The following is a 12,926-nucleotide window of genomic DNA, read 5'->3' as shown; positions in this document are numbered from 1 at the left end:
AAAATCAATAGTTGTGGAACTATAGTAGGAAATTTAAGCTGACATTAATAGTAAAGATTTGAAAAAAAAGCCGTTTATTTAAACGGCCTTATATTTTCAAGAAAAATTTCTGCTTGCATGTAAAGTTTGCCATAGCCTGAAATTTCAATGCGTTCCTGATTTAGGATATTGCAATATAAGACGCCTCCACGGCTAGAAGCCTGATACGCCACAATATTATTCTTAGCGAGTTTCTCTGCCCATAGCGGTGCTATTGCAGTATGAATTGAACCAGTAACGGGATCTTCGTCAATACCCGCAATAGGCGCAAAATAACGAGATACACAGTCATATTGCTGATCGGCTTTTGAGGTAATTGCAACCTCCATGCCTGTAGTTGTAATAGCAGCCCGTTTACCTAAAGTCTTGAGGAGGTTCATGTCAGGCTGCTCATCTAATACATCTTGAACTGACTCATATTCAACAATATAAGCTTGAACATTTTGATAAACCGCTTTAAAGGGTTTCGTTAATGCTTGACGTAAAACAGCCGGATAATCTTCAACTTGATGAGCCTTACGAATTGGAAAATTCATTCTGATTTTACCATCATCATCTTGATGAATGATAAAAAGACCTAAGTTTCGAACATGAAAATTAATGGTCTTTTTATCAGTAAAATCTTTAAATATTATAAAAGCACTGGCAAGCGTCGCATGCCCACAAAAATCAGCTTCAACCGTTGGCGTAAACCAACGAATTTCATAGTTTTCAGCGTCTATGATTTTTACAAAAGCAGTTTCAGACAAATTATTTTCAAGTGCTATCTTTTGCATTAAATCTGCATCTAGCCATTCTTTTTCAACAATCACAGCAGCCGGATTGCCACGAAATAACTCTTTGGTAAAAGCATCGACTTGATACATTTTCATGATAGTGCTCTCTTTTGTAATAGGTTCATTTTCAAAAATTATTTAAAAGGAAAACAGATACAGTTTTTTAAAAATTAACATCACAGCGGCAATTTAAGCATATAAAAAAAACGGCTCATCCAAAGTGGAGAGCCGTTTCATATTAACTTTTAATGATGTTGAGTTAACTCAATTTCATCTTCACTATTTAATATGTCTTTATCGGTCTGACCCATAAATTGGCTCGTCACTACACCCGCAGTCATTGAACCATTTACGTTTAACGCAGTACGGCCCATATCAATTAACGGTTCAATTGAAATAAGAAGTGCAACCAACGTTACAGGTAAACCCATGGCAGGAAGCACGATCAATGCTGCAAAAGTTGCACCACCACCTACTCCTGCTACGCCAATTGAACTTAAAGTCACAATACCCACTAACGAAGCAATCCACATTGGGTCTAGGGTGTTAATACCCATCGTTGGCGCAACCATGACTGCGAGCATGGCTGGATATAAACCCGCACAACCATTTTGACCAATAGTGGCACCAAAAGAAGCAGAGAAGCTTGCAATAGACTCAGGTACACCTAAACGACGAGTTTGTGCCTCAATATTCAGTGGAATACTTGCTGCACTTGAACGACTCGTAAATGCGAATGTTAAAACCGGAGCAACTTTCTTAAAGAACTTAAGTGGAGAAACACCTGTTAGAGTCAAAATAATGGCATGTACGGCAAACATAATCGCCAAGCCTAAATAAGACGCCACCAAGAAACCGCCTAAGTTTAAGATATCTGCAACATTTGAACTTGCCACAACCTTAGTCATGAGGGCAAAAACACCATACGGCGTAAGCGTCATGACTAAGCGAACTAGCTTCATTACCCAAGACTGTAACGTCTGAATAGCAGTCAAAATACGCTGACCTTTCTCTGCGTCATCTTTCATTAGGTTGAGTGCTGCGATCCCTAAAAAGATAGCAAAGATAACCACACTAATAATTGAAGTTGGATTTGCACCCGTTAACTCAGCAAAAGGGTTACTTGGAATAAAGGAAAGAATAAATTGCGGTACGCTTAAGTCTGTTACTTTACCCACATAGTCTGTCTGAATTGCAGTCAGACGTGCTGTTTCAGCGGCACCTTGTACTAAACCTTTGGCAGTTAGGCCAAATAGGTTCGTCACAAATACCCCAACTAACGCAGCGATGAGTGTTGTAAATAACAAAGTTCCGATAGTGTAGACGCTGATTTTTCCTAAAGAGGAAGCTTGGTGCAACTTGGCTACCGCGCCTAAAATCGAAACAAAGACCAAAGGCATCACGACCATTTGTAAAAGTTTTACATAGCCGTTACCAACAATATTAAACCAGCTAATAGATTCAGCAAGAATCGGATGGCCACCGCCATAAACCAAATGTAGTCCTAAACCAAACACTACACCTAAAATTAAGCCAGCTAGAACTTTTTTAGATAAGCTCCAGTCTGTTTTACGTGTTTGGGCGAGTAAAAATATTAACCCGACAAAAACCACAATATTGATGATTAAGGGTATATTCATTCCCAAACTCCAAATTATTGCTTGTGTCATCTTTTAAGGGGGCATATTTGACCATAGCCAGTCTATATAAACTACCCTTTTCAACAATTTTCTAGCATGCAGATCATTACCGATCTGAATGAGAATATAAAATGACTTTTAAATACATATATATCACTTTTAAAACATAAGTTAAGTAGGATATTTATGTATAAAAATTAAGCGCATTTCTGTATAAATTGTTGCTCAATAAAACAAATAAATTGCTTTAAATTACTGCCCCATGTGTCAACAGGCTGGGCAACTAAATAGGTGGTGAAATGTGCTGATTCAGTGTTAATTTCAAAACAACTTAACGCCACTTTATCGGCCACTTTAGTCAAATATGACTTTGGCAATAAAGCAAAACCAACACCTAATTCCACACAGCTTACAATCCCATCTAGGCTGCCCATTTCCATAATTTGCGAAGGCGGCACACTGTGATCATTTAAAAACAGCTCAATTGCATGGCGATATGAACACCCTTGTCGGAACGCAATAAATCGGGTCTTTGCAAGCGTAGCAATGTCGGGAAATTCAGTTTGTTGTTTTGGGCAAACCAAAACCAATTGTTCTTGCCACACGGGTAAACTATATAGCTCTGGAATCACATATTTAGAAGCAACAAAAGCACAATCGACCTCGCCCTGTTGCACAGCATTTAACAAATATCCTGTCGGGTGAGTTTGAAGTTCAAGCGGCAAATTCGGATATTGCTGCATACATTCATTAAGCAATTGAGGCAGTCTTATCGCTGCTGTCGTTTCCATACTGCCCAAACGAATCGTTTCATTCGGGTCAATATCACCTTCTCGGAAGATTGTCTTCGCTTTATTATGCAGTGCGATCATTTGCACAGCATAACTATGTAGCTGGTGTCCTGCATTGGTTAATGTAACGGGGTTATGACGATTTAATAAAATCACACCTAACTCTTCTTCAAGCTTTTTCACGTGGCTCGTGATATTGGATTGAACCGTACACATTTTTTGTGCAGCCAATGAAAAACTTCCACTCTCTGCAACCGCTAAAAAAAACTCTAAAGACTTAAGCAACATGCCACTATCTCAAAACAAGATAATTAATATCATATTAAATCATTTCTAATGATAAATAAACTCGCTTTTAATAATAAAAAAATTGAGAGATTTCTCATGTCTACGTTCTATCGAATGAGCCTACTTGTCTTTTTAGCGACTTGCCTAGGAATTGGTATTTTTAGATTTTCCTATACCGCACTCATGCCTATTATGATTGTGCAATATGGATGGACTCATGATTTTGCAAGCTATTTAGGAAGTGCAAATTTATTGGGCTATCTGGTTGGCGCATTATTGGCACTGTTTAGCATTAAAGAAAAATCTATACCCGCTTTGATTATAACTTCGGCGGTTTTAGGTAACTTAAGCCTACTCTGCTGTTCTTTTATACACATGCCTTTGGCTTGGTTTATTCTCTGGCGCACCATTTCAGGTATCGCAGGTGGCCTACTCATGATTTTAGCGCCCAGCTTTGCCATGAAAAATATTGCAATTAGCCAAAGGCTCAAAGTCAATTTTTTAGGGTTTAGCGGTATTGGCGCAGGCGTGTTATCTGCCACTCTCATTATTCCTGCACTTAAAAATATGCCTGTTCAATATGTCTGGGAAATTTTTGCCGCCATTTCCATTATTGGCAGTTTGGTACTTTTTCAGTTATTAAGGCACCCACCTACCGAGTCCGTTCAAACGGCCAATCAAGCTCCTCAAAACTTCAAACATTCACGTTTAGGACTGGTCATTATTATTGCTTATATGTGCAGTGCTTTTGCATATATCCCACACTCTTTATTTTGGATGGACTATTTATCGGGAACCCTACATTTTCCATTGCAACAACGAAACTTATTTTGGGTTCTTTATGGGGTTGGAAGTTGTATTGGCGCCTTTGTGGCGTATTGTTTAAGCCGCCTTATTGGATATTTGCAGGCAATTAAATGTCTATACGGTGTCTATTGCTTGGCAGTTGCCCTACCTTTTTTTTCACATGCTACTGCTTTGCTCACTTTATCGTCCTTTCTTACAGGTTTACTCACACCTGCCACCGTATTTATTAGCTCTTATAGCCTGCTACAGATTTATGAACAGCGTTATCAAAAAATCTGGAGCCTTGCCACCATTGGCTTTGCCAGTACCCAACTGCTAGGTGGCGTAGTGATTAGTACTTTGTATCATTTGCATTGGTCTTATGCACACCTGTTCTTAATGGGTGGCATTGTTTTGCTATTCGCTTTAATCCTTTTAGTTCGCACCCGTTCTTCTATACCTACTACTCTCGGAGAAACCGAATCGTGAAACCGTTGTTCTTTGCTCTATTTCTAGTTGCTTTCGTTCTTATTATTCAAGCCCTAGACCAAAGTTATCAAAAGAAAATCGGGCTACCTAAAACTGCTAAACATCCCGAATTTATGCAATAAAAAATGCCCCGATATATCAGGGGCTTTTCCGATGAGCACTCAAATATTTCTGAAGTAGAAATTGATGAATACATCAACAGTCAAAATCACATAGCAACTATAATTTTAAGTCTTACTAAGAACACCTAGCTGACAAAAAATGTCACATTATGTCAATGTAGAGTGTAATTTTCTGATCTATATTCAATAAAAATTTATAATTTTTAATACTTAAAATAGAGTAAGACATGAGCAATAACAATTATATTGATGAGCTTTTAAAGCTCTTGGCGATGTTCGCTTTTATCTGTGTTTCATTATTGGCATTTAAATGCCGGACTGTTTTCGCTCTGGATATGACTACATCATATGAGGTCTCTGTAAAGATTATTATTTATATTGGCACGGCGGCTATTCTTGGTTTTTTAACACGCGATCATATTGAGTTTACAACACAATTTTTAATTGCTGTTCCATTCGCATACTTTTGGCTCGAGCCAGTTCTTGACTACAAGGCCATTCAAACTATACCAGATGTTCCGTTTTATCTGTCAGGTCATGGTCAAAGTTTGGGTCTACTGATCGTCATTATATTCTGTTTTGCCCTATGGGTATTTAAAGAAACAAGCTCAATTTCGCCTGAGTCTCAAAATGTCTAAATAGGTTTTTTTTAGGAGTTTTATAAAGTTAAAAATAGTCACTGTACTCTATGTTTTTATAATATATATTTTAAACAAATTACTTTATACCAATTAAAAACTTTTAAAAATGTTTAATGTATCAAACCCAGCAAATGCCGTTGTTATAGGTATTATCACAATAATTGCTACAGTTAGCCTTCTTATATGGAAGTTTAATTTTTATCTTGGCATAGATATATATACCAGTGGAGAAGTACTTTTTAAAACGCTGCTATATGCAGCCACAATAGGTCTATTTAGTTACTATTTTCGCTATACCATTAAAATTAGTAATACGGTGATCTTATCATTACCTCTTTTTTTCTTTTGTATCAGACCCATTCTGAACTACAAAATGACGCATACGATGGGCAATATTCCACTGTATGCAACTCAGCATGGTCAGGGTGGAATCTTATTAAGTTTAACAATATTGGCTTGTATGCTATGGGCATTTACCGCTCACTCTTAGCTTAAATTCTACTATTCCATAAACTTATTTTTATTCATTTCAATACTATAAAAAATCTATAAATAATAATTCTTCAAAGTAATTTAAAAAGCCCTCAATTGAGGGCTTTTCTATAAAAGATTAATCTTCCATGTGCTTAATAATGGCGTCACCAAATTCAGAGCAACGCAATAAGGTTGCGCCTGGCATTAAACGCTCAAAATCGTAAGTAACCGTTTTAGCTGAAATCGCTCCTGAAATTCCTTTAATGATCAGGTCAGCTGCTTCAGTCCATCCCATGTCTCGCAGCATCATTTCAGCAGATAGAATAATTGATCCCGGATTTACTTTATCTTGCCCGGCATATTTAGGTGCCGTACCATGCGTTGCTTCATAAACTGCGATTGCACCACCAATATTTGCACCAGGTGCAATACCAATCCCCCCTACTTCTGCTGCTAATGCATCTGAAATATAGTCACCATTTAAATTCAGGGTTGCAATCACTGAGTAATCGGCAGGACGCATCAAAATTTGCTGTAAGAAAGCATCTGCAATCACATCTTTAATAATGATGTCCTTACCATTTTTAGGGTTCTTAATTTTAACCCAAGGGCCACCATCTATGAGTTCACCACCAAAACGATCTAGCGCTAACTCATATCCCCATTCTTTAAATGCACCTTCGGTATATTTCATAATATTTCCCTTATGAACAAGGGTGACCGATGGTTTGTCGTTATCTATCGCGAATTGAATGGCTTTACGAACTAAACGTTGCGATCCTTCTTTAGATACAGGTTTGATTCCAATCCCACATCCTTCTGGAAAGCGAATTTTTGTGACGCCCATTTCTTCTTGAAGGAATTTAATTACCTTCTTCGCTTCTTCAGAGTCTGCTTTCCATTCAATACCAGCATAAATATCTTCTGAGTTCTCACGGAAAATCACCATGTCGGTTAGTTCAGGGTGCTGAACAGGTGATGGAACGCCTTTAAACCAGCGTACAGGACGTACACATACGTACAAGTCTAATTCTTGGCGTAATGCCACATTAAGTGAGCGAATACCACCACCAACTGGAGTGGTTAAAGGGCCTTTAATTGAAACAACAAACTCACGCAGGGCTTCAAAAGTTTCTTCTGGCATATAGGTGCCATAAATTTTATTGGCCTTTTCACCGCAATAGACCTCCATCCACTCAATGGAACGTTTACCGCCATAAGCTTTTAAAATAGCCGCATTGACGACTGTTTTCATTGTTGGTGTAATATCTACACCAATACCATCACCCTCAATAAAAGGAATAATTGGATGATTTGGTACATTCAGTGACAGGTCTGCTTTTACTTTAATTTTATCACCGTCGACAGGAACCACGATCTTCTGATAACCCATTGTGTAGATTCTCCCTTTTATAATATTTAACTAACCAAACAAAAATAATTATCGATAAACAATACTTTCAACTTTTATTAACGCATAATAGCTTAATCGAATTTAATCCTTTTTGAGATTTATGTGGGAAATAAGCAAATTTCACACTTAAATATAGCTCAATGTTTTTACCGCTTATTTGAAAGAAGAAGTCATTTTTTATGAAAATCGTCATTCTTAACAAACCTTATGACGTGCTCTCCCAGTTTCGTAAAGACGAAGCGCACATGACGGTCTCTGACTTTATAGATGACCCGACTTTACGCATAGCAGGCCGTCTTGATATGGACTCTGAGGGTTTAGTTTTTTTAACCGATCATGGTGGTTTGAATCAGTTCATTACCAACCCTGCAAATAAAAAATACAAAACGTATTTAGTTCAAGTTGATGGCGATGTAACCGAAGAAGCGCTTGAGCAACTGCGTAAAGGTGTAGAGCTTAATGATGGTATGACTTTACCAGCTAAAGCGATTAAGGTAAGTGAACCTGCATGGTTATGGGACCGTGACCCTCCTGTACGTTACCGTGCCAACATTCCAACCTCTTGGATTGAAATCTCTATTTGTGAAGGTCGTAACCGTCAAGTTCGTCGCATGACCTCTGCGGTAGGTTTCCCGACTTTACGTCTCATTCGTACTAAAATTGGTTCGATTGATTTAGTCCAATTAGGATTACAACCAGGCGACACCAAAGAAATCGAACCTCTACTCTACCCAGACTTTAAAGATGTTCCAGCCGAGCAACCTTATCGTTCACGTTCTTATGTGAAAAAACCAGGTGGTACAGGTGGCAAACCAATGGTTCGTAAAAATAAAGATGGTTCTGTTAAAAAGTCTGGTACAAAACGTATTTGGCAAATGGATGAAAGTGAAAAACCACGTCGTAAGACCAATGGTACAACTCGTCCAAATACCAAGGCACCACGTGGTCGTGGCCGCAATGGTCGATAAAAACATTTAAGTTTTAAAGCTCACGTCAGTGGGCTTTTTTAATGTCTTTTATTTTTGGCAATAAAAAAACCGGTGCATAGGCACCGGTTTTAAGCTATTTACTAACGAATCAGTAATTAAGCTTGAACACTTGAAAGTGCTGCATTAAATGTAGCGCTTGGACGCATTACCGCATTTACTTTTGCAGGATCAACTGCATAGTAACCACCGATGTCAGCAGCTTTACCTTGTACTTGAGCAAGCTCAGCAACAATCTTCTCTTCGTTTTCAGCTAAAGCTTTCGCAAGTGGAGCAAACTTCGCTTTCAACTCAGCATCTTCGTCTTGAGCAGCAAGTGCTTCAGCCCAGTAAAGTGACAAGTAGAAATGGCTACCACGGTTATCAAGCTCGCCTGTACGACGTGATGGAGACTTGTCATTGTCAAGCAATTTACCAGTCGCTTCGTCAAGTGTCTTCGCAAGTAACTTCGCACGAGCATTGTTTTCTTTAATACCCATTTCTTCTAGAGAAACTGCAAGTGCAAGGAACTCACCAAGCGAATCCCAACGTAAGTGGTTTTCTTCAACAAGTTGTTGTACGTGTTTAGGTGCTGAACCGCCCGCACCAGTTTCGTACATGCCACCACCCGCCATAAGCGGAACGATAGACAACATCTTCGCAGAAGTACCAAGTTCCATAATTGGGAACAAGTCTGTTAAGTAGTCACGTAAAATGTTACCAGTCACAGAAATTGTGTCTAGGCCACGAACTACGCGCTCAAGTGTGTAACGCATTGCACGTACTTGAGACATGATTTGGATGTCAAGACCAGTCGTGTCGTGATCTTTCAAGTACTTCTGTACTTTCTTGATCAATTCGTTTTCGTGTGGACGGTATGGGTCAAGCCAGAAGATCGCAGGCATGCCTGAGTTACGTGCACGAGTTACTGCAAGTTTTACCCAGTCACGAATCGGAGCATCTTTCACCTGACACATACGCCAGATATCGCCTTCTTCTACATTTTGAGTCAATAACACTTCACCAGTATCAAGATCGGTAATGTTTGCAATACCAGCTTCTGAAATCTCAAAAGTCTTGTCGTGAGAACCGTATTCTTCAGCTTTTTGAGCCATCAAACCAACGTTTGGTACTGTACCCATAGTCTTCGGATCGAAGTTACCATGCCATTTACAGAAATTGATCATTTCTTGGTAAATACGGGCAAATGTTGATTCTGGCATTACTGCTTTAGCATCGTATTGCTTACCATCAGCACCCCACATTTTACCACCAGCACGGATCATTGCAGGCATAGAAGCATCTACGATGATGTCGTTAGGTGAATGGAAGTTAGTGATGCCTTTTGCCGAGTCAACCATTGCAAGAGCAGGACGGTGTTCTTGGCAAGCATGTAAGTCTTCAATGATTTCTTCACGTAATGAAGTAGGAAGAGTTTCGATTTTCTCGTATAACCCAGCCATACCGTTATTAACGTTAATACCTAACTCGTCAAATAACTTACCGTGTTTTTCGAAAGCTTCTTTGTAGTAAATTTTCACACAGTGACCGAAAACGATCGGGTGTGAAACTTTCATCATTGTCGCTTTTACGTGTAAAGAGAATAAAATTCCAGCTTCTTTACAATCATCAAGTTCTTTTTCATAGAAATCACAAAGTGCTTTCTTGCTCATGAACATTGAGTCGATGATTTCGCCTTCTTGAAGCGCAACTTTTGGCTTAAGAACAATGCTCTTACCACTGTTTGTGATAAGTTCCATTTTTACATTGCGTGCACGGTCAAGTGTCATTGACTTTTCACCGTGGTAGAAGTCACCTTCTTCCATGTGTGAAACGTGAGTTTGTGACCACTGTTTCCACTCGCTCATTGAGTGAGGGTGTTTCTTAGCGTAATTTTTAACGGCAGCAGGAGCACGACGGTCAGAGTTACCCTCACGAAGAACCGGGTTTACTGCTGAACCTAGGCATTTGCCATAACGAGCTTTAATAGTTTTTTCTTCTTCAGTCGCTGGGTTTTCCGGATAGTCAGGAATTGCAAAACCTTTAGATTGAAGTTCTTTAATACATGCTGTCAATTGCGCAACAGAGGCACTAATATTTGGGAGTTTGATAATGTTAGTATCTGGATCTTGTGTAAGACGACCTAGCTCAGCAAGGTTGTCGGATACCTTTTGCTCTTCACTTAGGTAGTCAGCGAATTCTGCGAGCACACGTGCAGCTACAGAGATGTCACTTTTAACAATCTCGATACCTGCTGGCTTAGTAAAGGTCTCAATGATCGGCAGTAGCGAATAAGTCGCCAATAATGGCGCCTCGTCAGTCAGTGTGTAAATGATAGTTGACTTTTCACCAGCCATATATAGCCCCTTCCGTTGAATTGAGTTTTGAGGACCGAGCTTTTGGCCCAGTGCCTACGAACCGATATGCTTAAATAAAACCCTGAGAGTATCGGCTCTCATTGGCTTTCAGTCAACGAAATATCCAGTGATAACGACATTTCGCAGCGAAATAATACATAATTTAAATCTATTGATAATAATCTTATACCTAACTTATGGTAATACATGTACGTTTACCAACTTTTTAGGTATAGGACATTGTTAAATTACATGAGATATCTTTCAGAGTTCTGACAAATATTATACTTTTCATTCAAAATAAACTCAAAGATAACACCTGTTTCAATTTTCAAAATCTACTAAAAAGTAAAAAACCGATGTACGAAACATCGGTTTTTTATAAATTAATTCACTGTTATTTAGGCTTTTAACCATTTATCAGCTTTACTTTGATCTTCAATAATAAGTTCAACTTCAGTTAAGTTTATGCTGTCACCTGTAACTTCAAACGACAATAACTCATCACGGCGGAAAGCCAAAACTTGGTAACTACCCTTTTGTTTAGCATATTTCTCAATAAGTTTTGTGGTCGCTTTTAATCCATCAATTGCAATAATGACATCATTGGCAGAAATACCAGCTTTTGCACCCACTCCCTCACGGTGAGCATTTTGTACTAACACACCTTCAGGTTTATCCGTCAGCTTTAAACCATAAGCTAATGTCTTATCATTTTTAAACGTATAACTTAAACCAAATTCAGGGAATAACTGATCTAGCGGTAACTCTTCAGTCGTGTTAATCAAATGATTAATTTGCTCAACCCAACTATCACCTGTTAACTCTTCGCACAAATCAAAAACGGTACGTTCATTAACCTGAATGCCGTTTTGGGTGTTTTCATACAAACGACGCATTAAGGCATCAAGACTAGAACCACGTAAACGCAAGCCTAAATCTAAACATAGGGCCACTAATGCACCTTTGTTGTAATAGCTGGTGCCCGCATTATTGGTGTTTTCATCTGGACGATAAAACTTAATCCATGCATCAAAACTTGATTCAGCTACTGTTTGAACAAACCGACCTGGATTTTGTAAATAACGATCAAGCTGTGACTTCAACAAATCTAGATAAGACTTTTGAGAGATCACGCCACTACGTAATAAAATGAGGTCATCATAATATGAAGTAAAACCTTCAAAAATCCACAGTAGCGAGGTATAGCCTTCTTTATGAAGATTATAATTTGCAAAATTTTCTGGGCGGATAAACTTCACCAACCAAGAATGAAAATACTCGTGGCTACATAAACCTAAGAAACGTTGATAGTCTTTTGATGGTTCAGTGGGTTCATTTGATTTTGGTAAATCATCACGTGGTGTAATCAGACTTGTACTGTTGCAATGCTCTAAGCCACCATAACTATTCCCTGTTGCCATCGTCATAAACGTATAGTTTTTAAATGGCGCTGAACCAAACATTTCAATTTCGGTTGCACAGATTTTTTCAATGTCCGCTTTTAAACGGTCCACATTGGTACTGTGCTGTCCTGAAATTGCAAACTCATGTTCAATTCCATGTGCTTCGAAACTAAAACGTGTTTGATCAGCCAGTTCAAATGGGCTATCAATCAGTTGATCATAATGATCAGCTTTTAAGGTAAAACGTCCCTTAACTAAGCTTTTTGAAGCTAAGCCGGTTGCTAATTGAAAATGTTTCAACTCATCAGGCAAAAAGATTTCTAATTCACAAGCAGATTGTTCTTGGCCTTCTAAACCTAAGCATACGCAGGCTGGGTTAATATATAGACGTGTTTGATCTACATAAGCACCACGCACTGATAAATCATAAGCATAGACATCGTATTCAACAGTAATTAACTCATGATCGGTGTTAAATAAACGCCAGCGATTTTTTTCAGTTTTTTTAATATTGAGCATACGTCCAGCTTCATCGTAAGCTTTTACAGCCTCAATATGCTTAGAAAATTCACGAATTAAATAACTGCCCGGAATCCACGTTGGTAACCATAGTTCCTGATTTGGATTCGCTAAAAAACGAATTGTTACGTGAACAAGGTGCTGTTTGTAATCATCGAACTCTATTTGATAATGCAACATAAATTCTTCAATTTAAAATAAGAACGGTTTCACCTTAGA

General features: G+C 38.5%; 10 protein-coding genes. 4 read left to right on the top strand and 6 right to left on the bottom strand.

The window, feature by feature from the left end; all coding sequences use genetic code 11:
- Window positions 1-74 precede the first annotated feature (74 nt).
- From ACH63V_RS00775 to ACH63V_RS00765, 3 genes are all read right to left on the bottom strand, one after another.
- Window positions 75-911, bottom strand: a complete 837-nt coding sequence (locus tag ACH63V_RS00775; RefSeq protein WP_396462465.1) for a PhzF family phenazine biosynthesis protein — start codon at window positions 909-911, stop codon at window positions 75-77.
- Window positions 912-1,060: 149 nt separating this feature from the next.
- Window positions 1,061-2,455, bottom strand: coding sequence for an L-cystine transporter (locus ACH63V_RS00770; protein ID WP_396462464.1), 1,395 nt, complete (start codon window positions 2,453-2,455; stop codon window positions 1,061-1,063).
- Window positions 2,456-2,652: 197 nt separating this feature from the next.
- A complete protein-coding gene (locus ACH63V_RS00765) occupies window positions 2,653-3,534 on the bottom strand; it encodes a LysR family transcriptional regulator (RefSeq protein WP_396462463.1) in 882 nt (293 codons plus the stop codon).
- Between the two features lie 96 nt (window positions 3,535-3,630).
- On the opposite strand from ACH63V_RS00765, the gene ACH63V_RS00760 reads away from it, so the two are divergent.
- The 3 genes from ACH63V_RS00760 to ACH63V_RS00750 all read left to right on the top strand — a co-directional run bounded on the left by ACH63V_RS00760 (window position 3,631) and on the right by ACH63V_RS00750 (window position 5,569).
- Complete coding sequence (locus tag ACH63V_RS00760; RefSeq protein ID WP_396462462.1) at window positions 3,631-4,809, top strand: YbfB/YjiJ family MFS transporter; 1,179 nt, start codon at window positions 3,631-3,633, stop codon at window positions 4,807-4,809.
- Entirely contained in the window at window positions 4,806-4,931 is a 126-nt protein-coding gene (locus ACH63V_RS00755; protein WP_396462461.1) for a hypothetical protein, read from the top strand. The genes ACH63V_RS00760 and ACH63V_RS00755 overlap by 4 nt, the downstream gene beginning before the upstream one ends.
- Before the next feature lie 227 nt (window positions 4,932-5,158).
- Complete coding sequence (locus ACH63V_RS00750; RefSeq protein ID WP_396462460.1) at window positions 5,159-5,569, top strand: hypothetical protein; 411 nt, start codon at window positions 5,159-5,161, stop codon at window positions 5,567-5,569.
- 613 nt (window positions 5,570-6,182) lie between these two features.
- On the opposite strand, the gene icd is transcribed toward ACH63V_RS00750, so the two are convergent.
- Complete coding sequence (gene icd, locus ACH63V_RS00745) at window positions 6,183-7,439, bottom strand: NADP-dependent isocitrate dehydrogenase (protein ID WP_396462459.1); 1,257 nt, start codon at window positions 7,437-7,439, stop codon at window positions 6,183-6,185.
- Window positions 7,440-7,639: 200 nt separating this feature from the next.
- Here icd and ACH63V_RS00740 point away from each other — a divergent pair, with 200 nt between their 5' ends.
- On the top strand, window positions 7,640-8,428 hold the full coding sequence (locus tag ACH63V_RS00740) for an rRNA large subunit pseudouridine synthase E (protein ID WP_396462458.1): 789 nt from the start codon (window positions 7,640-7,642) through the stop codon (window positions 8,426-8,428).
- 116 nt (window positions 8,429-8,544) lie between these two features.
- On the opposite strand, the gene ACH63V_RS00735 is transcribed toward ACH63V_RS00740, so the two are convergent.
- Together ACH63V_RS00735 and ACH63V_RS00730 are read right to left on the bottom strand one after the other, a co-directional pair.
- Window positions 8,545-10,782: an NADP-dependent isocitrate dehydrogenase gene (locus ACH63V_RS00735; protein ID WP_263614325.1), complete on the bottom strand. Its 2,238-nt coding sequence runs from the start codon at window positions 10,780-10,782 to the stop codon at window positions 8,545-8,547.
- Window positions 10,783-11,183: 401 nt separating this feature from the next.
- Window positions 11,184-12,887, bottom strand: a complete 1,704-nt coding sequence (locus ACH63V_RS00730) for a M61 family metallopeptidase (RefSeq protein WP_396462457.1) — start codon at window positions 12,885-12,887, stop codon at window positions 11,184-11,186.
- Window positions 12,888-12,926 lie beyond the last annotated feature (39 nt).

Source organism: Acinetobacter sp. ABJ-A23_2, assembly GCF_044538765.1.
Taxonomy (GTDB): Bacteria; Pseudomonadota; Gammaproteobacteria; order Pseudomonadales; family Moraxellaceae; genus Acinetobacter; species Acinetobacter nosocomialis_A.
Note: the sequence above shows the minus strand (reverse complement) of the source record. Positions and strands in the feature narration are given on the sequence as shown.